The organism is Allostella sp., assembly GCF_041913585.1.
Lineage (GTDB): Bacteria > Pseudomonadota > Alphaproteobacteria > ATCC43930 > Allostellaceae > Allostella.
This window is the reverse complement of record NZ_JAYSFE010000019.1, coordinates 24,128-49,801: the sequence shown is the minus strand read 5'-3', so window position 1 is coordinate 49,801 and position 25,674 is coordinate 24,128. Positions and strand designations below refer to the sequence as shown.

Genomic DNA, 25,674 nt, shown 5'->3' with positions numbered 1-25,674 from the left:
TGCACCATCTCGTCGGCGTGCGGGTGGTACATGAAGGTGCCGGGGCGGCGGGCGATGAATTCGTAGACGAAGGTCTTGCCCGGCGGGATCTGCGGCTGGTTGAGGCCGCCCACCCCGTCCATGCCGTTGGGCAGGCGCTGGCCGTGCCAGTGGATGGTGGTGTGCTCGGGCAGGCGGTTGGTGACGAAGATGCGCACGCGGTCGCCTTCCACCACCTCGATCGTCGGCCCCGGCGACTGGCCGTTGTAGCCCCACAGCCGCGCCACCATGCCGGGCGCGATCTCGCGCTCGACCGGCTCGGCGACGAGGTGGAACTCCTTCCAGCCGTCGCGCATCCGCCACGGCAGCGTCCAGCCGTTGAGGGTGGCGACCGGCTGGTAGGGACGGCCGTTCGGCGGCTGGAGCGGTGCCTGGGTGTCGGCCGAGGGTTGGATCACCGGGTCGGGCAGGGTGGCGACCGCGCCGCGGGGCAGGGCAGTGGCGGCGGCGACGGCGGCGGCACCGCCGGCGAGGAGGCTGCGGCGAGGGATCATGGGTTCGGCCTCGGGGTCAGTGGGCGCCGCCGGGGCGGCGTGCGGCCAGGGCGGGGGTGGATTCGCGGCCGCCGGCCACGGCACCGCCGAGGAGGGCCGCGTCGAGTGCCGCCTCGGCCTCCCACCAGTCGCGCTCGGCCTCGATCGTGGCGACCACGGCGGCGATCTGGTCGCGTGCATCGGCCAGCAATTCGAAGACCCCGACCAGCATCCCGTTGTAGCGCAGCAACTGCTCGTCCGAGATCGCCTTGCGGCCGGGAACGACGGTGCGGCGGTAGTGCTGCACGAGGTCCCAGGCGAGGCGGTACTCCTCGTAGCGCTCGCGCACCTCTGACCGCGCGGCGACCGCCGTCCCGGCGAGGTGGTGGACCGCCGCCATGTAGGTGTGCTCGGCCTGGGCGACCCGGGTGGTGCCGAAGTCGAAGATCGGCACCGTGACGGCGATCTCGTAGCCGCGCGCGATCGGCGACCCGGTCTCCCGCTTGTCCTGCCAGCCGGTTTCCAGCACGTTGACGAAGCGGGTCGCCTGGGTGAGGCCGTAGCTGCGGGCCAGGCCCTCGGCTTCCAGCCGGGCGATGCGGACGTCGATCCGCCCGGCCATGGCCTTCGCCTCCAGATCGCTGCGCTCCGGCAGCTTCGCCGGCGGCTCGGGCAGGCGGTCGGGCAGGCGGATCTCCGGGGCCGAGCCCCAGAGGCCGAGCGCGCGCGCGAGGCGCTCGCGGGCGGCGGTCCGCGCCCGCCGGGCGCGCGCGTACTGGACCAGCAGTTCGGCCCGGAAGACCTGCTCGCGCGCCTGCTGCAGCCGGCCGTAGGTGCCGGCGAGGCCGAGCCGCCGCGCCATCTCGGCGCTCGCCTCGGCGGATTCCTTCGCCTGCTCCATGTAGGCCAGGATCTGCTCGGCGGCGACCGCGCCGACGAAGGCGAGGCGGGCCTCGTTCGCCGTCCGCAGCACCGCGTCCAGCGCCTCCAGCTTCGCCTGCTCCCAGCGCCGGTCCTCGATCGCGGCGGCGATCGGCAGCGTCAGGAGCCCGAGGACATCGAGCGTCACCGCCCGCTCCAGTTCCAGGACCCCGCCGCCCCGGAGGCGCCCGAAGGAGAAGCCGGGGTTGGGCGGCGTCAGCGCCGCGACCATCGCCGCGGCCGAGAGGCCGAGGCGGTGATAGTCGGCCTGGAGGCCGCGGTTGTTGAGGAGCGCGACGGCGACGGCGCCGTCGGCGGTCAGGGGTTCGGACAGGATCGCCTCGACCCGCGCGCGGGCCGCCTTGCGCTCGTCCTCGGTGCGGATCCATTGGACGTTCTGGGCGATCTCCGGGCCGATCGCCTCCTGCGCTTCGGCCCGGACCGCGGCGAAGCCGCGTTCCTCGACGAGCCCGGCGCAGGCCGACAGCAGCAGCGGCAGTGCCGCGACGGCGGCGCGCTTCACGGCCGTGCCTGCCGGCTGCCGCCCGTCCCGTCGCCGTCGGGCGCCGGGGGCTCGCGGAGATGGCCCGCCGCGCCGCCGAGCCGGCGGACGAGGTCGTTGGTTTCCCGCCACGGCCGCGGCTCGGCGACGGCGAAGGCGGGTTGGCCGGCGAACGGCGACCGATAGGCAGGCGTGGCCGCCCGATGCGTCGGATCGGCGGGGTCGTCGGCGGCGAAGGGGGCTGCGGGCGCACAGGCGGCGAGCATGGATGCGGCCGCCGCCGCACACAGTAGCCCCGATCGCAGAAGCGCCGCCCGCATGCCCTTGCCTCCGCCGGACCATCCGGCATCGGCGAAAGTGGCGCGACGGCGTTGCGCGCGCGTATCGCGAATGTAACGGAGTATTGCGGGACGCCTATGCCGGAGCCGGGGCGCCGGCGATCGCGGCCAGCCCCGACCAGCCGTGGAACCCGACATAGAGGCCGACCGCGATCATCAGCAGGGCCGAAAGGTATGGCGCGCGGCGCGCCAGCGTGCCGAACCAGGTCCAGCGCCGCGCCGCGCCGCGCACGCTGAGCGCGGCCGCCGCGCCGACCGCGACCAGCGTGAGCGCGAGCCCGATCGAGAAGCACAGCACGAGCGCGAACCCGACCGTCAGTTCCCGCAACTGGAGGCAGAGCACCAGCACGGTGATCGCGGCCGGGCACGGGATCAGGCCGCCCGTCAGCCCGAACAGGACGATCTGCCAGTTGGTCACGGCACGATCGGCGAAGCGGCGGCGGATGTCGTTGGCGTGGGCCAGTTCGTGCGCGTCCTGGTAGCCGTCCGTCGCAATCCGGAGCCCGCGGACTTCCTCGTGCAGGTGATCGTGGGCCGGGGAATCGGCCGCCACGAAGGAGAGATCGTAGTCGTGCGTGTGGTTGCCGTGGCCGAGGCTGATCCGTGCCATGAACTCGTGGGGCTCGGGGATTGGGTCGACCGATTCCAGGCAATCGCCCCGCGCGACGAGCGCAAAGGCCTGGCGGTCGGCGCTCGGGCGCTCGGTCACGATCGCCACGTCGTCGGCCGGCCACGGCCGGCCGCTCTCGCTGCGGATGCGCCACCGCGGGCGCCCGTCGTCCTCGAAGATCTCGACCGCGATCACGCCGTGGCCGGTGTCGATCCGGCGCGTCGCGGCTCCGTGGCCATGGTGGTCATGACCGTGCACCTGGTGCGCGTGGCCGTGGTGCGCGTGGCCGTCGGTCGTGCCATGGCCGTCGGGCGGGTCGGCCAGTTCCGCCCGCGCGCGGTCCTGCCACACCCGCCAGAACATCCAGAGGGCGATGGCGATGATGATCGCGGCCGAGGCGAGCTGGAAATAGGGCTCGAACGTCTCCGCCTGGACGTCCCGCCACAGGTAGAGACCGCCCAGCGCGATCACCCAGACGACCAGCGTGTGCGAGACCGTCGCGGCGATCCCGAGCATCGCCGCCTGTCGCACGGTGCCGCGGATGGCGACGATGAAGGCGGCCATCATGGTCTTGGAGTGGCCGGGCTCGAGCCCGTGCAGCGCCCCCAGAAGAATGGCGCTCGGGACGAACAGCCAGGCCTGCAGCGACCCCTGCCGGATCAGTTCGGCGAACCCGGACATCTCGGCCTCAGAGATACTTCGTGATTTCCTTGAACTCCTCGACCGACCGGCGCTGCTCGCGCGGCATCGCGCCGGAGACATGCTCCAGGCAATGGTCGAGGTGGTCCTGGATCAGCGTCCTCTTGGCCTGCCCGATCGCCTTCTCGACGGCGTGCAGTTGCTGCGCGACGTCGAGGCAGGGGCGCTGTGCGTCGATCATCCCGACGATCGCGCGGAGATGCCCTTCGGCGCGCTTCAGCCGCTTGACGATCTCCGGATGGCTCTGGTGGACGTGCGTGTCTGACATGCGCACATCCTATCCCCCCCCATAGGATATGGCAAGGGGCCACGGAGCGCGGCCGGCCGGTCGCCACCGGCCGCGCCCCGCCGGCCCGGATGGCGTCAGCCGCCGATCGGCTGGCCGAACGCGTCCCAGGTCTTGCCGTTGAAACGCATCAGCTGCATCTGCTCGATCGGATAGAAGTCGTCGGGCCCGGTGTTGATGGTGATGCCCGGCAGCAGCATCGGATGGCTGACGTTCTTCAGGTTGGCGGCCTGGCGCATGACGTTGTCGCGCGTCAGGTCGTCGCCGCACTGCTTCAGGACCTGCACCAGCGTCTGGGCGACGGTGTAGCCGTAGACGTTGAAGGTGTCGGTGAGGTTGGCGTCGGGATTGTACTTCTTCATCCATGCCAGCCAGTCGAGATAGCCCGGGTCCTTGACCCATTGCGGGTCGGTCGGGTCCTTGAGGTAGTAGGAGCTGACGAGGCCGACCGACTTCTCCAGTCCGGCCGGCGTCAGCACCGAGCCGACCGAGTTCGAGACGTTGTTGAGGAAGTGCAGCGGCTTCCAGTCGATGTCGTAGGCCTTGCGGATCGCCTGCGCCGCGAACTTCGGCGTGGTGATGTTGAAGAAGGTGTCGGCGCCGGACGCCTTCAGGGTCACCATCTGGGAGTCGACGGTCGGGTCGGTGACCTCGTAGGAGGCTTCGGCGACGATCATCGACGCCTTGGCGCCGAGCCCGTCCTTGAAGCCCTTGAGGTAATCCTTGCCGTAGTCGTCGTTCTGGTAGAGCACGGCGATCTTGGCGGCCGGCTTGTTCTCCAGGATATGGCGGGCGTAGATGCGGCCCTCGGTCTGGTAGTTGGGCTGCCAGCCCATCGTCCACGGATAGTGCTTGGGGTCGCCCCACTTGGTGGCGCCGGTGGCGACGAAGAGCTGCGGCACCTTCTTGGCGTTCATGTACTTGTGGATCGCCGTGTTCGACGGCGTGCCGAGCGGCTGGAAGACCAGAAGGACCTGGTCCTGCTCGACGAGACGGCGGGTCTGCTCGACCGCCTTGGGCGGGCTGTAGCCGTCGTCGAGCGTGATGTAGGTGATCTTGCGCCCGTTGATGCCGCCCTCGTCGTTGACCTTGGCGAAATAGGCGCCGATCGCCTTGCCGATCGCGCCATAGGCCGAGGCCGGGCCGCTGTAGGGGTTGACGTTGCCGACCTTGATCTCGGTGTCGGTGGCGCCGGGACTGTACTTCTTCTGGGCCGCCGCCGGATGGGCGGCGAGCGCCGTGGCGAGGGCCAGCGGCAGGGCGAGGGTCCGGATACGCATGGTACGTCTCCTCTCGGGCGCGGTCGTCGTTCAGGGGCCGGGCGGCGCCCTGCCGAGGCGGGCGGCTGCCGCGCGCAGCAGGCCCGCCACTCCGGTCGGCATCAGGTACATGCAGGCGATGAGGAAGAGGCCGTAGATGGCCCACGGCGCCGCCTTGGAGATCTGGTCGGCGACGTTGGGGATGAACTGGATGAAGAGGGCGCCCCAGATCGCGCCCGACAGCGAGGCGAGCCCGCCGACCACGATCCCGACCAGGAGGGTGATCGACAGGAAGAGGGTGAAGCTGTCGGGGGCGACGAACTGCACGACGATGGCGCCGAGGGCGCCGGCGACGCCGGTGAACATGGCGCTGACGCCGAAGGTCATCGACTTGCAGAAGGCGATGTCGACGCCCATCGCCTCGGCCGCCGTCGGATGCTCGCGGATGGCGACCAGCGCGCGCCCGATGCGGCCCGCCAGCAGGTTGCGGGCGAGCCAGAACATCGCCAGCGCCACCGCCAGGGTGAAGAAGTAGAGCCACTGGTCCTGGTCGAGCGGCAGGCCGAAGGGCGCGTCGGGCTTGAGGATGACGATGCCCTGGACGCCGCCCGTCCATTGCTCCAGATGCTTGGATTTTAGGAGCTGCGGCGTCGCCAGCGCCAGCGCGAAGGTGGCGAGCGCCAGGTAGAGCCCCTCCAGGCGGAGCGCCGGCAGGCCGAAGAGGAAGCCGGCGCCGAGGCAGACGAGGCCGGCCGCCGGGATCGTCGCCCAGTAGGGCACGTCCCAGCGGTCCATCAGGATGGCCGCGACATAGGCGCCGATGGCGTAGAAGGCACCGTGGCCGAGCGAGATCTGGCCGTTCCAGCCGGTCAGGATGTTGAGGCCGACGAGCGCGATCGCATAGGTCAGCGCCGAGGTGAGCTGGAAGATGCGGTAGCTGGAGACGAGGAACGGCAGCAGGCAGGCGAGGAGCAGCAGCAGCAGCGCCAGTCCGACGCGGCGGCCCTGCGGTCCGAGGAGGCGGTCCATCGCCCTAGACCCGGTGCACCAGGACCCGGCCGAAGAGGCCGGAGGGGCGGACCACGAGGACGCCGACGATCAGCACCAGGGCCACCGTCAGCTTGAGCTCGGTGCCGACGAGATAGGCGCCCGAGAGGTTCTCCAGCACCCCCACCGCGAAGCCGCCGGCGACGGCGCCGGCCGGGTTGTCGATGCCGCCGAGCAGCGCCCCGGCGAAGCCGTAGAGCAGGATGCCGGCCATCATGTTGGGGTCGAGGAAGACGATCGGCGCCACCATCATCCCGGCGACGGCGCCGATCGCGGCCGCGAGCCCCCAGCCGAGCGCCAGCATCCAGCCGACGCGGATGCCGACGAGCCGGCTCGAGACCGGGTTCTGGGCGGCCGCCCGCATGGCGAGGCCGAGCGGGGTGAAACGGAAGAAGAGGAAGAGCGCCAGCAGCACCCCCATCGTCACCGCCATGACGCCCAGCTCGTGGGCCGAGACGTAGCCGCCGAGGATGGTCCGCGCCGGGAACGGGCTGGGGAAGCTCTTGATCGTGTAGGTGTAGATCCAGCCGGCGACGCTGTTGAGGATCACCAGCAGGCCGATGAAGACGATGACGACCGCCAGCACCGGCGCCTTCTCCACCGGCCGGATGACGATGCGCTCGATGGCGATGCCGAGGACGAAGGAGAGGGCGACGGTGCCGCCGAAGGCGACCCAGTAGGGCAGGCCGGCGCCGATCATGGTCCAGGCGAGATAGGTCGAGAACATCGCCATCTCGCCCTGGGCGAAGTTCACGAGGTGCGTCGCCTGGTAGATCATCACCAGCGCCAGCGCGACGATGGCGTAGATGCCGCCCGTCGCCAGCCCGGACAGGACCTGATGCAGGAAGGCTTCCATCCGCGGGCCTCGCCTCTCTCAGTAGCCGAGATAGGAGCGGCGGACGGCGTCGTCGGCACGGAGCTCCTCGGCCGAGCCGCCGACGACGAGCCGCCCGGTCTCCAGGAGATAGGCGCGGCTCGCGAGTTCGAGCGCGAGGTTGGCGTTCTGCTCGACCAGCAGGATCGCCACCCCCTCCTCGCGGTTCACCATGCGCATGATGCGGAAGATCTCGCGCACGACGAGCGGCGCCAGGCCGAAGGACGGCTCGTCCATCAGCATCAGCTTCGGCCGCAGCATCAGCGCGCGGGAGATCGCCAGCATCTGCTGCTCGCCGCCGGACAGCGTGCCCGCCTGCTGCCGGCGGCGCTCGCGCAGCACGGGGAAGAGGTCGAAGACGCGGTCGAAGTCGCGCGCCACGCCGGCCGGGTCGCGCCGCGAATAGGCGCCGAGGCGGAGATTCTCCTCGACCGACAGGTGGACGAAGGTGCCGCGGCCGTCCGGGACGTGGGCGATGCCGCGCCGGGCGATGTCCTCGGCGGCCAGCCGGTCGATGCGCTCGCCGGCGAACCGCACCTCCCCCTGCGGCCGGATCAGGCCCGAGACGGCGCGCAGGGTGGTCGTCTTGCCGGCGCCGTTGGCCCCGAGGATGGTGGCGACGCCGCCCGCCGGCACCGCGAAGTCGAGCCCGTGCAGCACCGGGGAGGCGCCGTAGCCCGCCGTCAGGCCCGTCGCCTCCAGGATCGCCGTCACGCGGCGTGCTCGCCGAGATAGGCGCGGACGACGCCGGGGTCGGCGCGGACCATGGCCGGCGGGCCGTCGGCGATGATGCGGCCGAAGTTCAGCGCGACCACCTGGTCCGACACGGTCATCACCAGGTTCATGTGGTGCTCGACCAGCAGCACGGTGACGCCGAGCCGGTCGCGGATGTCGCGGATGCGGGTGCGGAGCTGGTCGACCTCCTCGTGGTTGAGGCCGCCCGCCGGCTCGTCGAGCAGCAGCAGCTTCGGCCGCGTCACCAGCGCGCGGGCGAGCTCGACCCGCTTCTGGGTGCCGAAGGGCAGGGCGGCGACCGGGTGGTGGGCGACCGGTCCCAGGTCCAGCAGGTCGATCAGGCGCTCCGCCTCCGCCCGCAGGTCGGCCTCCTCGCGCGCGACTGGCCGCAGGCCCAGCGCATGGGCGAGGAAGCCCGCCCGCATCCGGCAATGGCCGCCGACCCGGACGTTGTCGAGCACCGACATGGCGCGGAAGAGGGCGAGGTTCTGGAAGGTGCGGCCGATCCCGAGCTGGGCGATGCGGTGGCGCGGCACGTCCAGGAGCGGCCGTCCCTCGAAGGCAATGGTGCCGGAGCTCGGGCGGTAGAGCCGGCTCAGGCAGTTGAAGAGGGTGGTCTTGCCGGCCCCGTTCGGCCCGATCAGGCCGGTGATGGCACCGGCGCGCACGTCGAACCCGACGCCGTCGAGGGCGACGATGCCCCCGAAACGGATCGACAGGTCGCGCACGCTGAGAAGGGGTGTCCCCTCCGCCGCCATGTGCCGTTCCCCCCGCTCGCCCGCCGGTTGTCCCGGCGGTCCGGCCGCGATTCGTCGCGTGCCTTATGGGGCGATAGTGCCCGACCCGGCGGCGGCCGGCAACCGGCCTGCCGGCGCGGCGCTATTTCGCCAGCCGCGTCGCCACGACGGGCCGGCCCTCGAGGGTGCGATGCACCGGGCACTTGTCGGCGATCTCCAGGATCTTCGCCTCCAGGTCCGGGGCGATGCCGCCGTCGATCGCGATCACCCGCTCGATCCGGTCCACCATGCCCTGGCGGGCCTCGCATTCCGCGCAGTCGCGCGCATGGAGCTTCGCATGGTCGAGCGCCACCGAGATCCGGCCGAGCGACAGCCCCTTGCGCTCGGCATACATGCGCAGCGTCATGGCCGTGCAGGCGCCGAGCGCCGACAGCAGGAGGTCGTAGGGATTGGGCCCGGCATCCTCGCCGCCGACGGCGACGGGCTCGTCGGCCGTCAGCCGGTGGCGCCCCGCCCGGACCTCCTGCACGAACCGACCGGTGCCGCGCTCCGTGACCGTGACGCGGGCGGTCGCGGCCACGTCGGCGGCGGCCGGGGCGGGGTCGAGATAGCGCGTCGCCCATTCGGCGATCATCCGCCCGGCGAAGATGCCGTCCTCGCGCCGGGTCAGCAGGTGGTCGGCGCCGTCGAGGCCGAGGAAGCTCTTGGGATGGCGGGCGGCGACGAAGATGCGGGTCGCCTCGGCGATCCCGACCACCGCGTCGAGCGGCGCGTGGCAGACGAGGAGCGCGCGGTGCAGGCGGGCGATCCGCTCGCCGAGGTCGTGGCGCTCGAGGTCGGCCAGGAACGCCGCCGACAGCCGGAACGGCCGGTCGCCGACGACCACCTCGACCGTCCCGTCCGTCCCGGCCGACGGCCGACCCAGGCCCTCCCACAGATGGGCGGGCGAGAAGGGGGCGCCGATGGTGGCGACGGCACGCACCTCGGGGAGCAGTTCGGCCGCGGCGAGCACGGCGGTGCCGCCGAGGCTGTGGCCGACCAGCAGGGCGGGCGGCAGTCCGATGCCGCGGAGGTGCCGCGCGGCGGCCGCGATGTCCTCGACATTGCCGGCGAAGCCCGAGTTGGCGAAGTCGCCGTCGCTGCCGCCGAGGCCGGTGAAATCGAAGCGCAGGACGGCGAAGCCGCGCTCGGTCAGGCCGGCGGCGACGCGCGCGGCGGCCAGGGAATCCTTGGAGCAGGTGAAGCAGTGGGCGAAGAGCGCCGTCGCCCGCGGCGTCCCGACCGGCCGGTCGAGACGCGCGGCCAGCGCGGCGCCGCCCGATCCGGGAAAGGTGAAGCGTTCGCCCGCCATATCGCCCTCCGACCATCCTCGGTCCCGGCTCTCATGTGGCCCGGCTCTCATGTGGCCCGGCTCTGATGTGGCCCGGCGCGGCGGCCGGGGCAATGGCGAAGCCGCCGAAGCCGGCCCGGTGCGAAGATTGCATGCCGTACCGCAGGGGCGAGCGGGCCCCGGCTTCGGAGCCAGACCGTCCATGGACCTGCTGCCCGTCCTCCTGCACCTCTCGGCCATCCACATCCTGATGGCGATGATCCCGGGGCCGAACACGGTCGTCGTCAGCTACTGCTCGGCAGCGATGTCGCGGGGAGCCGGGCTGCGCGCGGCCGCGGGGATCGGCGTCGCCACCTTCGTCTGGGTCGGCCTCAGTCTCGCCGGGATCGGCCTCCTGCTGGCGGCGGCGGGCGACCTCTACCTTGCACTGCGGCTCGCCGGCGCCGCCTACCTCGTCCATGTCGGCTGGCGCATGCTGCGCGCGGCCCGGCGGGCCGCGCCGGACGCGACCGGGCCCCGTGCCGGGCGGGCGGTGCCGGGGGCGCGCTCGCCCTTCCTGGCCGGGCTTGCGACGACGCTGAGCAACCCCAAGTCTGCGGTGTTCTGGACCAGCGTCTTCGCCCTGCTGGTGCCGGCGGATGCGCCCGCCTGGTTCCTGGCGGCGGCCGTGGCGCTGGTCACGGTGCAGTCGCTCGTCTGGTACGCGGCGGTCGCGCTGGCGCTGTCGACCCCGCTCGCCCGCAGCCACTATCGCCGGCTCACGGCCTGGCTCGACCGGGTGGCGGGGGTGGTGATGATCGCACTGGGTCTTCGGTTGGCCGACGAGGTCCGGGTCGAACTGGTCGCGCGGATGCCGTAGCGCGGCGGCGCGGCAGCGTCCCGCGACCTGTTGCACGCGGGCCGCGGGTCGGCCTGCGATTCGGCGCGGGTGCTGGCGCGCCGGCGCCATGCGCTGTAAGAGGAACGGTTGGATCATTGCTGGAGAAATGGGCCGGCCGCCCGTGCGCGGGCGCCGACGGCCCGTCCCGAGGAAACGAACATGCCGCAGAAATGGACCCCGGACGGCTGGCGTTCGAAGCCGGCGAAGCACCTGCCCCAGTATCCCGACCAGGTCGCGCTCGCCCGGGTCGAGGACACGCTTCGCAGCTACCCGCCGCTGGTCTTCGCCGGCGAGGCGCGGCGGCTGAAGGCGGCGCTCGGCAAGGTCGCCGAGGGCAAGTCCTTCCTGCTGCAGGGCGGCGACTGCGCCGAGAGCTTCGCCGAGTTCCATCCGAACAACATCCGCGACACGTTCCGGGTCCTGCTGCAGATGGCGGTCGTGCTGACCTACGGCGCCGCCTGCCCGGTGGTGAAGGTCGGCCGCCTCGCCGGCCAGTTCGCCAAGCCGCGCTCGTCGCCGGTCGAGGAAATCGGCGGCGTGACGCTGCCGAGCTATCTCGGCGACAACATCAACGGCATCGAGTTCACGCCGGAGGCCCGGACCCCCGATCCGGAGCGCATGGTGCGCGCCTACAGCCAGTCGGCGGCGACCCTCAACCTGCTGCGGGCCTTCGCCCAGGGCGGCTATGCCGACCTGCACCAGGTGCATCGCTGGAACCTCGGCTTCGTCGACCGCAGCCCGCTCGGCGAGCGCTATCGCGAACTGGCCAACCGGCTGACCGAGACGCTGGAGTTCATGGCCGCCTGCGGCCTGACCTCGGAGACGACGCCGCAGATCCGCGAGACGGACTTCTTCACCTCGCACGAGGCGCTGCTGCTGCCCTACGAGCAGGCGATGACGCGGATCGATTCGACGACCGGTGACTGGTACGGCGTCTCGGCGCACATGCTGTGGGTCGGCGACCGCACCCGCCAGCCGGACGGCGCCCACATCGAGTTCCTGCGCGGGGTCAAGAACCCGATCGGCATGAAGGTCGGTCCGTCCATGGACACCGACGAACTGATCCGGCTCTGCGACATCCTCAACCCCGAGAACGAGGCGGGCCGCCTGACGCTCATCGTCCGCATGGGCCACGACAAGGTCGCGCAAAAGCTGCCCCCCATCCTGCGCGCGGTGAAGCGCGAGGGCCGCAAGGTGGTGTGGAGCTGTGACCCCATGCACGGCAACACCATCAAGTCCCCCACCGGCTTCAAGACCCGTCCCTTCGACCGCGTGCTGGCCGAGGTGCGGACCTTCTTCGCCGTCAACCAGGCCGAGGGCACCCATCCGGGCGGCGTCCATTTCGAGATGACCGGCCAGGACGTCACCGAATGCACGGGCGGCGCGCAGGCGATCAGCGACAGCGACCTGTCGGACCGCTACCACACCCATTGCGATCCCCGCCTCAACGCCAGCCAGGCCCTCGAACTCGCCTTCCTGCTCGCCGAGCAGCTCAAGGCCGAGCGGCTCGGGCTGGCCCGCCAGCCGGCGGCGGCCAGCGCCTGAGCCGGCGCGACTTCGAACGATGCCCGCAGACGGGGTCGGGGCCGCGCCGGCTGGCGCGGTCCCCTCGCCGGCCGCCGACCAGGTCGCGCGGCTGGCCGACAAGTACTTCCTCAAGACCAAGGAGACGGTGGGCCGCTTCGGCGACACGGCCGTGACCTACGCCGTCTTCATGCGGCGGCCGGTCATCTGCACGCCGCGGCTGGCGGTGCAGTGGCTGGAGGCGATGGCGGCCGCCCGTGGCGTCGCCTTCGACATCCGCCTGCCGCATGCCGAGGGCGCCTGGGTCGGCGCCGGCGAGCCGCTGATGATGCTGTCCGGGCCGCTCTACCATCTGGTCGACCTGGAGACGATCTACCTGCAGAAGCTGGGTCCGGCGTGCGTCGCCGCCTACAACGCCTACCAGATGTGCGTCGACCTGCCGAACGTCGCGTTCCTCGCCATGGATGCCCGGCACTGCGCCGGTTCGGAGATGGCGGACATGATGGCCTACGCCGCCAGCGTCGGCTCGTCGGCGGCCCGGCGCGACGCCGGCGCCCGCGGCTTCATCGGCAACGCCACCGACGCGACCGCCCACCATTTCGGCAACGAGCGTGGCATGGGGACGATGCCGCACGCGCTCATCGGCTATGCCGGATCGACGGTGCGCGCCGCGGAGATGTACCACGAGGCCTTCCCCGACGAGGCGATGACGGTGCTCGTCGACTATTTCGGGCAGGAGGTGACGGACGCGATCGCCGTCTGCCGCCGCTTCCCCGAGATCGCGGCGTCCGGCCGGCTCGCCTTCCGGCTCGACACCCATGGCGGGCGCTATGTCGAGGGGCTCGACCTCAACAGTTCCTACGCCGTGCTCGACCGCCATGCGCCGCGCGCCATCAAGGGCTACCGCACCGAGACCGAACTGCGCCACCTGGTCGGTACCGGTGTCTCGGCGGCGGCGATCTGGCACCTGCGCGAGCGGCTCGACGAGGCGGGCTTCCGCGAGGCGCGCATCGTCGCCAGTTCCGGCTTCACGCCGGCCAAGTGCAAGGCGATGGCGATCGCCGAGACGCCGGTCGACGTCATCGGTACCGGGTCCTACCTGCCCGAGACCTGGACCGAGACCTATGCCACCGCCGACATCGTCTCCTATGGCGGCAAGCCGAGCGTGAAGGTGGGCCGCGAGTTCCTGCTGCGCTATCTCGATCGCTGACGGGCGGCCGTCGGCCGCCGGGAGGAGGGGGCATGGGGCGAGCCGGATGGTTGGGACTGGCGGTGGCGCTGCTGACGGCGGCGGCGCCGCACCTGCGGGCGGCGGAACTGCCGATCGTCGACGCGCATCTCCACTACAGCGCCGATGCCTGGGAGTTCCTGCCCCCCGAGGACGCCATCCGCATCCTGCGCGAGGCCGGCATCCGCCGCGCGCTGGTGTCGAGTTCGAGCGACGACGGCACCCAGAAGCTCCATGCCGTCGCGCCCGACCTGATCGTCCCGGAACTGCGACCCTACCGGCGGCGCGGCGAGCTCTCGACCTGGATGCACGATCCCTCGATCATCGCGCATCTGGAGGACCGGCTCGCCCGCTTCCGCTATGTCGGCATTGGCGAGTTCCACGTCTACGGTGCCGATGCCGACCTGCCGGTGGTGCGCCGGGTGGTGGAACTGGCGCGCCAGCACGGCCTCTTCCTCCACGCCCATTCCGACGCGGCGGCGGTCGAGCGCCTGTTCCGCCACGATCCGGCGGCACGCATCCTCTGGGCGCATGCCGGATTCGACGCACCGGCCAACGTCCGAGCCATGCTGGAACGCCACCCGAACCTGTGGTGCGACCTCGCCTTCCGCAGCGACCATGCCCGGGATGGCCGCGTCGACCCCGAATGGCTGGCCGTCTTCGAGGCCTTCCCGGACCGGTTCATGGTCGGCACCGACACGTTCGCGCCGGAGCGCTGGCACTATGTCGGCCGCCACGCCGCGTGGTCGCGGCAATGGCTGGCGACCCTGCCGGCCGGCCTCGCCGAGCGCATCGCCTGGCGCAACGCCGATGCGCTCTTCGGCGCCTTCCCGGCCGGGCGGGGGCAGTGAGGCTGGCGGCGGCCGTGCTCCTGGCGCTCGCGCCGACCGCGGCCGCCGCCTGCGGCGACGCCCCGGAACGGGACGGGACGCGCCGCATCGCGGCCGCCGGCTATGCGCTGAGCTTCCGGATGGAACCGCCGACCCCGGTGCCGGGCCGGCCGTTCCGGATGCGGGTGGCGACCTGCGCCGCGGGCGGCGCGCCGGCGCCGGCGCTGGTCCGGGTCGGGGCCTGGATGCCCGAGCACGGGCACGGCATGAACTACGCCCCGAGCCTCGTGCGCGAGGCGGACGGTGCCTGGCGGGTCGAGGGCATGATGTTCCACATGGCGGGCCGCTGGCAGATCGCCTTCGACCTCGGCAGTCCCGTCCGGACCGAGCGGCTGACCGCGGAGGAGACGGTCGAGTGACGCGGCCGGGCCGGCGGGCGCGGCTCGTCCCATGGCTGGCCGTTCTCGTCCTGATCGTCGTGGCGGCGGTCCGGCCGGCGGCCGCGGACGGGCTGGCAGCCGACGAGACCGCCCGCATCCTGCGCCACGGCCCGTGGCCCGAGCCGTGGCGGCGCGATGGCGGCAACCGCCTGTCGGGCGATGCCGCCGCGGCGGAACTGGGTCGGGCACTCTTTTTCGACCCGCGCCTGTCGGCGGGCGGCGGCGTCGCCTGCGCCACCTGCCACCGGCCCGAGCGGGCCTGGGCCGACGGCCTCGCGCGCAGCGTCGGCATTGCCCGGATGGATCGCAACGCGCCGTCGCTGCTCGATGCCCGCGGGCGGCGCTGGTTCGGCTGGGACGGGGCCGCCGACAGCCTGTGGGCGGCGAGCCTGCGCCCGATCCTCGAACCCGGCGAGATGGGCGGCTCGGTTGCGGGCGTAGCGGCACTGCTGCGCGCCGACCCGCACCTCTCGGAACTCCACCGGCGGCTGCCCGCGCCGACGGGCCCGACCGACGACCTCGCGCTCGCGGTCGATGCCGCCAAGGCGCTGGCCGCCTTCCAGGAGACGCTGACCAGCGGCCGCACGCCCTTCGACCGCTTCCGCGACGGCCTCGCCGCCGGCGACGCCGCGGCCGTCGCCCGCTATCCGGCCGATGCCCTCCGCGGCCTCCGGACCTTCGTCGGCCGCGGCAACTGCAGCCTCTGCCACGCCGGTCCGGCCTTCAGCCACGGCGAGTTCGAGGATGTCGGCGTCGGCTATTTCCTGGAGCGCGGCCGTGTCGATCCCGGCCGGGCGGGGGGCGTCGAGCGGCTGCGCGCCAGCCCGTTCACCCGCCTCGGCCGCTGGAACGACGGCGGCGATGCGACGGCGACGCGGCACCTCGACCCGCAGCACCGCGACTTCGGGCTGTTCCGGGTGCCGTCGCTGCGCAACGTCGCGGCGACGGCGCCCTACATGCATGACGGCCGCCTCGCCACCCTGGCCGACGTCGTCCGGCACTATTCGGAGGTCGACGAGGAGCGCCTGCATGCCGACGGCAGCCGCCTCGTCCGGCCGCTGCGCCTCGGTCCGACGGAGCAGGCGGACCTCGTCGCCTTCCTGCGGACGTTGTCGCCGGAGTGACTATCCGAGAGACGGTCGGGCCGGGCGCCGCCGTCGCGGCTGGCCGCGCAGGATGCGGTAGCCGATCCAGGCCGCGGCGAGGCTGGCGGCGACGATGGCGGCGCCGAGCAGGACCCAGCCGGAATCGTGGATGGCGCTGAGGTCGCCCAGTCCCTTGGCGGCGGCCCAGCCGGGCGCCAGCATCGCCGGTACCCAGACGATGGCCGAGGTGATGTTGGCGAACTGGAACTTGCGGTTGCTCATCAGCATCGTCCCCGCCACCAGCGGGATCGTCGACCGGATCGGGCCGAGGAAGCGTCCGAAGAAGATCGACGCGGTGCCGTAGCGGCGGAAGAAGAGGCGGGCGCGGGCGACCGACTGGCGGTGCCGGCTGAGCGGCCAGCGCCGCATGATGCTGGGACCCATGATCCGGCCGGCGAAGTAGGACACGGCGTCGCCGACGACCGCACCCGCGATCGACCAGGGCAGCACGATCCAGGGGTCGAGGGTCCCGGTCGCGATCAGCCCGCCCGTGACCAGCATCAGCGCCGTCGCCGGCACCAGCAGCCCGACCACGGCGAGGGATTCGCCGAAGACGATGAGGCCCAGGATCGGGCCGGCCCAGTGCTGATTGGCCGAGATGAAATCGCCGATGCCGGCGATCAGGCTTTCCAAGGCAGGGGTCCTCTCCGCAGCCGAAATCGGGCCTCAGACATAGGCAGCGCGCGCCGTCGCGTCACCGGCGGCGGCGATGTGCGGCACTTCGCGCCTCCTTCGGCCCCCGGGCTCACGCCGGATCGGGGCCGGCGCGGACCACGAGCTTGCCGAAGTTCCGGCCCTCGAGCAGGCCGACGAAGGCCTCGGGCATGCGCTCGAAGCCCTCGACCACGTCCTCGCGGTAGCGGATCCGGCCTTCGCGCAGCCATTTCGGCATGTCGGCCTCGAACTCGGCCTCCCGCGCGGCATAGTCGCCGACGAGGAAGCCCTGCATCCGGGCGCGCTTGACGAGGAGGGTGCGCAGGTGACGGCGGCCGGTGTCGGGCTGCTCGAGGCGGTTGTAGCCGGAGATCGTGCCGCAGATGATGACCCGGCCGCGGAGGTTGAGGTTGTCCATCGCGGCGTCGTGAATCACCCCGCCGACATTGTCGAAATAGACGTCGACGCCGTCGGGGCAGGTCTCGGCGACGGCCGCGACCAGGGCCTCGGCGTCCTTGCCCTTGTAGTCGAAGGCGGCGTCGAAGCCGATCTCGCGGCACCACGCGACCTTGTCCGGCCCGCCGGCGATGCCGACGGCGCGGGCGCCCTTGATCCGGGCGATCTGGCCGACGAGCTGGCCGACCGCGCCCGAGGCGGCAGAGACCAGCACGGTCTCCCCGGCCTTCGGCTGGCCGATGTCGAGCAGCGCGAAATAGGCCGTCCGCCCCGGCATCCCGAGGACGCCGAGATAGTAGGAGAGGGGGAAGCCCGCCGGCACGATGCGGCGCGCCTGGGCGGCGGGGAGGACGCCGTGGGTCTGCCAGCCGAGATGGCCGCGGACGAGATCGCCCGGCGAGAAGCCCTCGGCGCGGGAGAGGATGACCTCACCCACCGCCTCGCCGACCATGGTCTCGCCGGGCTCGACCGAGCGGGCATAGGACTTCACGGCGCTGATCCGTCCGCGCATGTAGGGGTCGAGCGACAGGAAGACCGTGCGCACCAGCACCTCGCCCGCCTTCGGCTCGGGCAGCGGCCCTTCCTCGAGCCGGAAGTCGGTCGGGCGCGGGGCCCGCATCGCCGGGCGCTCGGCGAGGACGAAACGGCGGTGCGTCGGCATCGGTCAGGCTCCTGTCGGAAGGGAAGCGGCGGCGCTTGCGCCTGCGGCGAGCCGGTCGAGCGCCTCGCGGTCGATCCGGCAGCGGAAATCCTTCATCACCTGGAACCCCATCGCCTCGTAGAACCGGCGGGCCGGGTTCCAGTCGACGACGTGCAGTTCCAACCGCTCGATGCCCTGGCCGCGGGCGAAGGCGGCAGCGGCCGCCATCAGCCGCCGGCCGAGCCCGGCGCCGCGGATCGCCGCGTCGACATAGAGGTTGTTGACCACGAGCGTCGGCCGGCCGAGCCAGGCGGCATAGCCCTGGCAGAGCTGGACGTAGCCGACGGCGCGCCCCGTGGCGCGCTCCTCGGCGAGCCAGAACCAGATCAGCGGCCGCTCGCCGAAGCCGTCGCGGAGCACGTCGGCGACGGTCACCGACGCGGCACCGGGCTTGCCGTGGAAGGCGGCCAGCGCCGCGGTGAGCGCGACCAGCGTGGCCGCGTCGGCGGCGACGGCCGGGCGGACGAGATAGGGGTCGGAATCGGCCATGCGTCGGTTCTAGCCCAAGGGACCGGCCGCGGTCAGCCGTGCCGGCGGAACCGGGTTGGGTCGCCGGCGTTCCAGGCGCGTGACGGCGGCAGCGGCCGCTCCGCTCCGCTCCGGCATCGCTTCCAGGAAGGACATCCGATGAAGACCTCCCACCTCGCCATGGCTCTCGTGGTCGCCGGCCTGCTTGCCGCCCCGGTCGCGGGCTGCGCGGGCAGTTCGTCCAGCCAGAGCACGGGCGAGTATATCGACGACACGGCGATCAGCACCAAGGTCCGCGCGCAGCTCATCGACGACCGCGAGCTCAACCTCTTCAAGATCGACGTCACCACCGACGACGGCATCGTGCAGCTGAGCGGCACCGTCAACACGGCCGCCGCCAAGGCGAAGGCGACCCAGGTCGCGCGCTCGGTCTCCGGCGTCAAGGGCGTGCGCAACAACCTGATGATCCGCTGACGCGACGCCCCGCCCGGCCCGGCCATGACGGATCGTGGCCGGGCGCCGAATTGACAGCCGGGCGGCCCGGCACCTAGCTTCCGCCGGCCCTTCCCGGAAAGCTTCATGTCGGACCGCCTCGCCATCGCGCTCGCCCAGATCAACCCGACCGTCGGCGACGTCGCGGGCAATCTGCGCCGGGTGCGGCAGGCCCGCGCCGAAGCGGCGGCGGCCGGCGCCGATCTCGTCGTCTGTCCGGAGCTCGTCCTGGCAGGCTACCCGCCCGAGGACCTGGTGCTGAACCCGGCCTTCCAGGACCGGGTCCGCGCCGCGGCCGAGGCGCTGGCGGCGGAGACGGCGGACGGCGGTCCGGCGCTCCTGGTCGGCGCCCCCTGGCGCGTCGACGGCCGGCTCTACAACGCCGCCCTCCTGCTCGATGCCGGCCGTGTCGCGGCGGTCCGGCGCAAGCACGATCTGCCCAACCACGGCGTCTTCGACGAGAAGCGGGTCTTCGCGGCAGGCGCGGTGCCGGGGCCGATCATGTTCCGCGGCGTGCGCCTCGGGGTCATGGTCTGCGAGGACATGTGGACGCCCGACGTCGCCGAGACGCTCCAGGAGTCGGGCGCCGAAATCCTGATCGTCCCCAACGGCTCGCCCTATGAGAGCGACAAGGCGGACGAGCGGCTCGGGCTGGCGGTGGCGCGGGTGCGCGAAACCGGCCTGCCGCTCGTCTATGTCAACCAGGTGGGCGGGCAGGACGAACTGGTTTTCGACGGTGCCTCCTTCGCGCTCGATGCCGACTGCACGCTCCGGGCGCAGCTGCCGGCCTTCGCCGAGCAGGTCGCGACCGGCGTCTGGACCCGCGGCGCCGACGGCTGGAGCTGCGCCGCGGCCCCGCTGGCGGCGCCGGCCGAGGGCATGGCGGCGACCTACGGCGCGCTGGTGCTGGGCCTGCGCGACTATGTCGACAAGAACGGGTTCCCCGGCGTCGTGCTCGGCCTCTCGGGCGGCATCGACAGCGCGCTGGCGGCGGCCGTCGCCGTCGACGCGCTCGGGCCGGAGCGGGTGCGGGCGGTGATGATGCCGTCGCCCTTCACCTCGCAGGACAGCCTCGACGATGCCGCGGACTGCGCCCGTCGGCTCGGCATCCCGCTGCGGACGATCGCGATCGCGCCCGCGATGCGCGCCTTCGCCGACATGCTGGCGGATGCGTTCGGCGATCGCGAGGCGGATGCGAGCGAGGAGAACATCCAGGCCCGGGCCCGCGGCGTCACCCTGATGGCGCTGTCGAACAAGTTCGGCGACATGGTGCTCTCGACCGGCAACAAGTCCGAGATGTCGGTCGGCTACGCGACGCTCTATGGCGACCTCTGCGGCGGCTACGCCGTGCTGAAGGACGTCTACAAGACGACCGTCTACGCGCTCGCCCGCTGGCGCAACGCGGTGGCACCGGCGGGCGGCCGCGGCCCCGCCGGGCCGGTCGTGCCCGACCGCGTCCTGACCAAGGCGCCGACGGCCGAACTGCGTCCGAACCAGACCGACCAGGACGCGCTGCCGCCCTACGCCGTGCTCGATGCCATCCTGAAGGGGCTGGTCGAGGAGGAGCGGGCGGTCGACGATCTCGTCGCCCGCGGCCATGACCGGGAGACGGTGCAGCGCGTGCGGCGGATGCTGGATCGCGCCGAGTACAAGCGGCGGCAGGCGCCGCCGGGGGCGAAGATCACCCGCCGCGCCTTCGGGCGCGAGCGCCGCTATCCGATCACCAACGGCTTCTGCGGCTGAAGACCGCGCCCGCCTTGTCCGTCGCCGTCCGCTTCGCACCGAGCCCGACCGGGTTCCTCCATGTCGGCAACGCCCGCGCCGCCCTGGTCAACTGGCTCCTCGCCCGCAGCCGGGGCGGCAGCCTCCTGCTGCGCCTCGACGACACCGACACCGAGCGCTCCGAGGAGCGCTATGCCGCGGCGATCCTGGAGGACCTCGCCTGGCTCGGCCTCGACTGGGACCGCTTCGCGCGCCAGTCGGACCGGCTCCCGTCCTATCGTGCGGCCTTCGACCGGCTGAAGGCCCGGGACCTTGTCTATCCCTGCTACGAGACGCCCGACGAACTGGCGCTGAAGCGCAAGTCGCAGCTCGCGCGCCACCGGCCCCCGGTCTACGACCGCGCCGCCCTCGCCCTGACGCCCGCGGAGCGCCGGGCGCTGGAGGCGGCGGGTCGGCCGCCGCACTGGCGCTTCCGGCTGGCGGACGAGGCCGTCGCCTGGGACGATCTCGTCCACGGCCGGCTGTCGTTCGCGGGCGGCCATGTCAGCGATCCCGTCGTGCTGCGTGCCGACGGCCAGCCGATCTACACCTTCGCCTCCGTCGTCGACGACCTCGAGCTCGGCATCACCCATGTCGTGCGCGGCGACGACCACATCGCCAACACCCCGGTCCACATCCAGATCTGGCGGGCACTCGGCGGCGACCCGGCCGGCCCCGCCTTCGCCCACCTGCCGCTGCTCGCGGGCGGGCAGGGGGAAAAGCTGTCGAAGCGCCAGGGCAGCCTGTCCCTGCGCTCGCTGCGCGAGGAGGGGGTGGAGGCGATGGCGGTCGCGAGCCTGCTCGCCCGGCTCGGCACCGCCGACCCGGTCGAGCCGGCGGCCGGCCTCGCGACGCTCGTCGCCGGCTTCGATCTGGCGCGGTTCGGCCGCTCGCCGCCGCATTTCGAGGTCGAGGAACTGTGGCAGGTGAACGCCCGGGTCCTGCACCTGCTGCCCTACGAAGCGGTGGCGGACCGTCTGACGGCGCTCGGGCTCGCGGGTGCGGGGGCGGACTTCTGGGAGGCGGTGCGGCCCAATCTGGCGCGGCTCGGCGACGCGGCCGACTGGTGGCGGGTGTGCCGCGGGCCGCTGGCCCCGGTCATCGACGAGCCCGGGTTCGCGGCGGCGGCCGCGGCGCTGCTGCCGCCCGAGCCCTGGACGCCGGAGACCTGGAAGGGGTGGACCCAGGCCGTCGCCGCGGCGACCGGACGCAAGGGCAAGCTGCTGTTCCAGCCGCTGCGGCAGGCGCTGACGGGCCGCGACCATGGACCGGAGATGCGCAATCTGCTACCGCTCCTCGGCCGCGAGCGGGCGCTGAGGCGTCTCGCCGGCGAGACGGCGTAGCCGCGGCACCCGAAATCCGCGCCACCCCACAGCCCGACAGGACAAGGGTCCCGTGACCATCCGCCTCCACGACACGTTGACGAGGGCGCTCGAGCCCTTCACCCCCCGCGATCCAGACCGGGTGGGGATGTATGTGTGCGGACCGACCGTCTACGACCGCGCCCATGTCGGCAACGCCCGGCCCGTCGTCGTCTTCGACGTGCTGTTCCGGCTGCTGCGGCACGTCTACGGCGCCGACCATGTCGTCTATGTCCGCAACGTCACCGACGTCGACGACAAGATCAACGCCGCGGCCAAGGCCAACGGCGAGCCGATCCGGGCGCTGACCGACCGCACGCTGGCGCAGTACCACGCCGACATGGACGCGCTGGGCGCGCTGCGCCCGACCCACGAGCCGCGCGCGACCGAGAGCATCGACGGCATGATCCGGATCATCGAGCGGCTGATCCGGGCCGGGAACGCCTATGTCGCCGAGGGGCATGTGCTGTTCGCCGTGCCGTCCTTCCCGGGGTATGGCCAGCTGTCCCGGCGCAACCGCGACGAGATGATCGCCGGCGCCCGCGTCGACGTCGCGCCCTACAAGCGCGATCCGGCCGATTTCGTGCTCTGGAAGCCGTCGCCCGAGGACATCCCCGGCTGGGACAGCCCCTGGGGACGGGGCCGGCCGGGCTGGCACATCGAGTGCTCGGCGATGAGCGAGGCGACGCTGGGGCCCGTCTTCGACATCCATGGCGGCGGCATCGACCTCATCTTCCCGCACCACGAGAACGAGATCGCCCAGAGCGTGTGCGCCCATGGCGGCCTGCGCACCGAGACGCATTTCGCCCGCCACTGGGTCCACAACGGCTTCGTCATGGTGAACGGCGAGAAGATGTCGAAGTCGCTCGGCAACTTCTGGACCGTGCGCGACCTGCTCGACCGCGGGATTCCGGGCGAGGCGATCCGGCTGGCGCTTCTGAAGACGCACTACCGCCAGCCCCTCGACCTGACCGACGAGCGCATCGCCGAGGCGCGCGCCGACCTCGACCGCTTCTATGGCGCGCTCCGCCGCAACCCGGCCGAGGGCGAGGGCGTGATCGATCCGGAGTTCCTGGCCGCGCTCGAGGACGACCTCAACACGCCGGCGGCGATCGACCTCCACCTCAAGCGCCAGCTCGGGCTGGTCAACGACGGGCGGCCGGGGGCCTCGGCGGCGCTCGTCGCCATGGGCGGCCTGCTCGGCCTGCTGCAGCAGCCGCCGGAGGCGTGGCTGAAGGGCGGGGCGGCGGCCGACGGCGAGATCGATGCGCTGGTGGCGGCCCGCGTCGCCGCCCGCAAGGCGCGCGACTTCGCGGCGGCCGACCGCATCCGCAAGGAACTCGCCGACCAGGGGATCGTGCTCGAGGACACCGCCCAGGGCACGCTCTGGCGGCGGGCGGGGTAGGGCCATGGGCGACCGCGTCCATCTCTTCGACACCACGCTGCGCGACGGCGCCCAGACCCAGGGCGTCGATTTCGGCGTCGCCGACAAGGTGGCGATCGCCCGCGCGCTCGATGCCGCCGGCATCGACTATGTCGAGGGCGGCTGGCCGGGGGCGAACCCGACCGACGAGCAGTTCTTCGCCGCCCCGCCGGCGCTCGCCCGGGCGAAGCTCGTCGCCTTCGGCATGACCCGGCGGCCGGGCCGCAGCGTCGACAACGACCCGGGCCTGGCGGCGGTGCTGGCCGGCCGCTCGGACGCGGCCTGCCTCGTCGGCAAGGCCTGGGACTTCCATGTCGACGTGGCGCTGGGCATCCCGCGCGACGAGAACCTCCAGCTCATCGCCGACAGCATCCGCCATGCCGCCCAGCGCAAGGGCGAGGCGATGTACGACGCCGAGCATTTCTTCGACGGCTACAAGGCCAATCCCGACTACGCGATGGCCTGCCTGGAGGCGGCCCACGGTGCCGGCGCGCGCTGGATGGTGCTGTGCGACACCAACGGCGGCACGCTGCCCGACGAGATCGAGGCGATCGTCCGCGAGGTGGCGAAGCGCATCCCCGGCGATCGGCTCGGCATCCACTGCCACAACGACACCGAGAACGCGGTCGCCAACTCGCTGGCGGCGGTGCGGGCCGGCGCCCGCCAGGTGCAGGGAACCCTGAACGGGCTGGGCGAGCGCTGCGGCAACGCCAACCTGATCTCGCTGATCCCGTCGCTGGTGCTGAAGATGGGCATGGAGACGGGGATCGACCGCGACGGGCTGAAGCGCCTGACCGGCCTCTCGCGCCTGCTCGACGAGCGGCTCAACCGGGCGCCCAACCGCCATGCCGCCTATGTCGGCGACGCCGCCTTCGCCCACAAGGGCGGTCTGCACGTCTCGGCGGTCGAGAAGGACCCGCGAACTTACGAGCATGTCGAGCCGTCGCTGGTCGGCAACCGGCGGCACATCATCGTCTCCGACCAGGCCGGGCGCTCGAACGTGCTGGCCCGGCTGCGCGACGCCGGCATCGAGATCGGCGCCGAAGATCCCAAGCTCTCCACCCTGGTCGACACGGTGAAGCGGCGGGAGTTCGACGGCTACGCCTATGACGGGGCGGAGGCGAGCTTCGAACTGCTGGCGCGCCGGGCGCTCGGGACGGTGCCCGACTTCTTCCGCCTCGACGGCTTCCGGGTCATCGACGAGCGGCGCTGGAACGCCCGCGGCGACCTCGTCACCCTGTCCGAGGCGACGATCAAGGTGACCGTCGACGGCCAGCGCCACATGACCGTCGCCGAGGGCAACGGGCCGGTCAACGCGCTCGACACGGCCCTGCGCAAGGTGCTGGTCCCGGCCTTCCCGGCGCTCGAAGCGATGCGCCTCGTCGACTACAAGGTCCGTATCCTGACGCCGGAGGACGCGACCAAGGCGGTCACCCGGGTGATGATCGAGAGCGACCATCCGGCGCTCGAGCGCTGGGCGACGGTGGGCGTCTCGACCAACGTCATCGACGCGTCCTACAACGCCCTTCACGACGCCATCACCTACTGCCTGATGCGGCTCGCGGGCGGGGCGGCGGCCTGATGTCGGGCACCGACCTCGCGCGGGTCGCGGTGCCGGCGGACGAAGGGGAGGCGGGGCCGGTCGTCGTCCTGGTGCAGCCGCAGCTCGCCGAGAATGTCGGCAGCGCGGCGCGTGCCATGCTGAACTGCGGCCTGACCCGCATGCGCCTCGTCGCCCCGCGCGAGAGCCGGCTGTCGCCGCGCGCCGTCGCGGCCGCGTCGGGCGCCGACATGGTTCTGGAGGCGGCCCAGGTCTTCGCGACACTGGAGGAGGCGATCGCCGACTGCCGGCACGTCTACGCGACCTCGGCCCGCCCGCGCGAGATGGTGAAGCGGGTGGTGACGCCGCGCCGGGCGGCGGCCGAACTGCGCCAGGCGGCGGCCCGGGGCGAGCGGGTGGCGCTGCTCTTCGGGCCGGAGCGCACCGGCCTCGTCAACGATCATATCTCGCTCGCCGACACGATCCTGACGGTGCCGCTCAACCCCGGCTTCTCGTCGCTCAACCTCGCCCAGGCGGTGCTGCTCGTCTGCCACGAGTGGTTCCAGTCCGGCGACGAGACCCCGGCCGAGGAACTGCCCTACAACGGCACGCGGCCGGCGACCCGGGAGGAACTCCTCAACTTCTTCGAGCGGCTCGAAGCGGGGCTGGACGCGGGCGGCTTCTTCCAGGCGCCCGACATGCGTCCGCACATGATGCGCTCGATCCGCAACGCCTTCGAGCGCGCCGGCCTGACCGAGCAGGAGATCCGCACGCTGCACGGCGTCGTCTACGCCCTGCGCAAGGCGCCACCGCTGCCGGGGCGGCCGCGCAAGGCCGATCGCGACGATCGCGACGGCGGCGCCTCGGCGGCATGACCGGCGGCATGACCGGCGGCTTTTGCTTGACCTGAGGCCGGTTCCGG

26 protein-coding genes are annotated in these 25,674 nt (G+C 72.4%); 12 read left to right on the top strand and 14 right to left on the bottom strand.

Translation table 11 applies throughout. The features are described from left to right. The 11 genes from ACE3Q3_RS05855 to ACE3Q3_RS05805 all read right to left on the bottom strand — a co-directional run. A partial coding sequence (locus tag ACE3Q3_RS05855; RefSeq protein WP_374443356.1) for a multicopper oxidase domain-containing protein occupies positions 1–533 on the bottom strand: 533 nt, incomplete at its 3' end. A gap of 16 nt (positions 534–549) precedes the next feature. Next, complete coding sequence (locus ACE3Q3_RS05850; protein WP_374443350.1) at positions 550–1,956, bottom strand: TolC family protein; 1,407 nt, start codon at positions 1,954–1,956, stop codon at positions 550–552. Then, positions 1,953–2,201, bottom strand: a complete 249-nt coding sequence (locus ACE3Q3_RS05845) for a hypothetical protein (RefSeq protein ID WP_374443347.1) — start codon at positions 2,199–2,201, stop codon at positions 1,953–1,955. Before ACE3Q3_RS05845 ends, ACE3Q3_RS05850 begins: the two co-directional genes overlap by 4 nt. A 148-nt stretch (positions 2,202–2,349) precedes the next feature. Next, entirely contained in the window at positions 2,350–3,564 is a 1,215-nt protein-coding gene (locus ACE3Q3_RS05840; protein WP_374443344.1) for a nickel/cobalt efflux transporter, read from the bottom strand. 7 nt (positions 3,565–3,571) lie between these two features. After that, complete coding sequence (locus tag ACE3Q3_RS05835) at positions 3,572–3,850, bottom strand: metal-sensing transcriptional repressor (protein WP_374443341.1); 279 nt, start codon at positions 3,848–3,850, stop codon at positions 3,572–3,574. Between the two features lie 95 nt (positions 3,851–3,945). Then, the gene (locus ACE3Q3_RS05830; RefSeq protein ID WP_374443338.1) at positions 3,946–5,148 is read right to left on the bottom strand and encodes an ABC transporter substrate-binding protein; all 1,203 of its coding nucleotides are present in this window, start codon (positions 5,146–5,148) and stop codon (positions 3,946–3,948) included. Between the two features lie 30 nt (positions 5,149–5,178). Further along, positions 5,179–6,156, bottom strand: coding sequence for a branched-chain amino acid ABC transporter permease (locus ACE3Q3_RS05825; protein WP_374443336.1), 978 nt, complete (start codon positions 6,154–6,156; stop codon positions 5,179–5,181). Positions 6,157–6,160: 4 nt separating this feature from the next. Further along, entirely contained in the window at positions 6,161–7,030 is an 870-nt protein-coding gene (locus ACE3Q3_RS05820) for a branched-chain amino acid ABC transporter permease (RefSeq protein WP_374443334.1), read from the bottom strand. An 18-nt stretch (positions 7,031–7,048) separates the two neighbouring features. Beyond that, a complete protein-coding gene (locus ACE3Q3_RS05815) occupies positions 7,049–7,762 on the bottom strand; it encodes an ABC transporter ATP-binding protein (protein WP_374443332.1) in 714 nt (237 codons plus the stop codon). Next, positions 7,759–8,541, bottom strand: a complete 783-nt coding sequence (locus ACE3Q3_RS05810; protein WP_374443330.1) for an ABC transporter ATP-binding protein — start codon at positions 8,539–8,541, stop codon at positions 7,759–7,761. Before ACE3Q3_RS05810 ends, ACE3Q3_RS05815 begins: the two co-directional genes overlap by 4 nt. A gap of 121 nt (positions 8,542–8,662) precedes the next feature. Continuing rightward, entirely contained in the window at positions 8,663–9,871 is a 1,209-nt protein-coding gene (locus ACE3Q3_RS05805) for an alpha/beta fold hydrolase (protein WP_374443328.1), read from the bottom strand. Positions 9,872–10,052: 181 nt separating this feature from the next. Between ACE3Q3_RS05805 and ACE3Q3_RS05800 the strand changes: the two genes are divergently transcribed. The 6 genes from ACE3Q3_RS05800 (at position 10,053) to ACE3Q3_RS05775 (ending at position 15,876) form a co-directional block, all read left to right on the top strand. Next, the gene (locus ACE3Q3_RS05800) at positions 10,053–10,709 is read left to right on the top strand and encodes a LysE family translocator (RefSeq protein WP_374443326.1); all 657 of its coding nucleotides are present in this window, start codon (positions 10,053–10,055) and stop codon (positions 10,707–10,709) included. A 180-nt stretch (positions 10,710–10,889) separates the two neighbouring features. Beyond that, complete coding sequence (locus tag ACE3Q3_RS05795) at positions 10,890–12,275, top strand: class II 3-deoxy-7-phosphoheptulonate synthase (protein WP_374443323.1); 1,386 nt, start codon at positions 10,890–10,892, stop codon at positions 12,273–12,275. 19 nt (positions 12,276–12,294) lie between these two features. Then, positions 12,295–13,464 (top strand): nicotinate phosphoribosyltransferase, encoded by a 1,170-nt coding sequence (locus ACE3Q3_RS05790; RefSeq protein ID WP_374443320.1) that lies wholly within the window; start codon positions 12,295–12,297, stop codon positions 13,462–13,464. A gap of 32 nt (positions 13,465–13,496) precedes the next feature. Continuing rightward, positions 13,497–14,333: an amidohydrolase family protein gene (locus ACE3Q3_RS05785; RefSeq protein WP_374443317.1), complete on the top strand. Its 837-nt coding sequence runs from the start codon at positions 13,497–13,499 to the stop codon at positions 14,331–14,333. Beyond that, positions 14,330–14,731: a FixH family protein gene (locus ACE3Q3_RS05780; RefSeq protein WP_374443315.1), complete on the top strand. Its 402-nt coding sequence runs from the start codon at positions 14,330–14,332 to the stop codon at positions 14,729–14,731. The genes ACE3Q3_RS05785 and ACE3Q3_RS05780 overlap by 4 nt, the downstream gene beginning before the upstream one ends. After that, a complete protein-coding gene (locus ACE3Q3_RS05775) occupies positions 14,728–15,876 on the top strand; it encodes a cytochrome-c peroxidase (protein WP_374443312.1) in 1,149 nt (382 codons plus the stop codon). The genes ACE3Q3_RS05780 and ACE3Q3_RS05775 overlap by 4 nt, the downstream gene beginning before the upstream one ends. Here the strand turns inward: ACE3Q3_RS05775 and ACE3Q3_RS05770 are convergent, their stop codons facing one another. From ACE3Q3_RS05770 to ACE3Q3_RS05760, 3 genes are all read right to left on the bottom strand, one after another. Beyond that, the gene (locus ACE3Q3_RS05770; protein ID WP_374443309.1) at positions 15,877–16,530 is read right to left on the bottom strand and encodes a DedA family protein; all 654 of its coding nucleotides are present in this window, start codon (positions 16,528–16,530) and stop codon (positions 15,877–15,879) included. Between the two features lie 112 nt (positions 16,531–16,642). Continuing rightward, on the bottom strand, positions 16,643–17,668 hold the full coding sequence (locus tag ACE3Q3_RS05765) for an NADP-dependent oxidoreductase (protein ID WP_374443307.1): 1,026 nt from the start codon (positions 17,666–17,668) through the stop codon (positions 16,643–16,645). 3 nt (positions 17,669–17,671) lie between these two features. After that, positions 17,672–18,196 (bottom strand): N-acetyltransferase family protein, encoded by a 525-nt coding sequence (locus ACE3Q3_RS05760; RefSeq protein ID WP_374443305.1) that lies wholly within the window; start codon positions 18,194–18,196, stop codon positions 17,672–17,674. Between the two features lie 138 nt (positions 18,197–18,334). Between ACE3Q3_RS05760 and ACE3Q3_RS05755 the strand changes: the two genes are divergently transcribed. The 6 genes from ACE3Q3_RS05755 to ACE3Q3_RS05730 all read left to right on the top strand — a co-directional run bounded on the left by ACE3Q3_RS05755 (position 18,335) and on the right by ACE3Q3_RS05730 (position 25,627). Then, on the top strand, positions 18,335–18,649 hold the full coding sequence (locus ACE3Q3_RS05755) for a BON domain-containing protein (RefSeq protein ID WP_374443302.1): 315 nt from the start codon (positions 18,335–18,337) through the stop codon (positions 18,647–18,649). 105 nt (positions 18,650–18,754) lie between these two features. After that, a complete protein-coding gene (locus ACE3Q3_RS05750; protein ID WP_374443299.1) occupies positions 18,755–20,410 on the top strand; it encodes an NAD+ synthase in 1,656 nt (551 codons plus the stop codon). Positions 20,411–20,424: 14 nt separating this feature from the next. Next, positions 20,425–21,771, top strand: a complete 1,347-nt coding sequence (gene gltX / locus ACE3Q3_RS05745; protein WP_374443295.1) for a glutamate--tRNA ligase — start codon at positions 20,425–20,427, stop codon at positions 21,769–21,771. A 52-nt stretch (positions 21,772–21,823) separates the two neighbouring features. After that, positions 21,824–23,194, top strand: coding sequence for a cysteine--tRNA ligase (gene cysS, locus ACE3Q3_RS05740; protein ID WP_374443292.1), 1,371 nt, complete (start codon positions 21,824–21,826; stop codon positions 23,192–23,194). Between the two features lie 4 nt (positions 23,195–23,198). Next, positions 23,199–24,794: a citramalate synthase gene (gene cimA, locus ACE3Q3_RS05735; RefSeq protein ID WP_374443290.1), complete on the top strand. Its 1,596-nt coding sequence runs from the start codon at positions 23,199–23,201 to the stop codon at positions 24,792–24,794. Further along, on the top strand, positions 24,794–25,627 hold the full coding sequence (locus ACE3Q3_RS05730) for an RNA methyltransferase (RefSeq protein WP_374443287.1): 834 nt from the start codon (positions 24,794–24,796) through the stop codon (positions 25,625–25,627). The genes cimA and ACE3Q3_RS05730 overlap by 1 nt, the downstream gene beginning before the upstream one ends. Positions 25,628–25,674 lie beyond the last annotated feature (47 nt).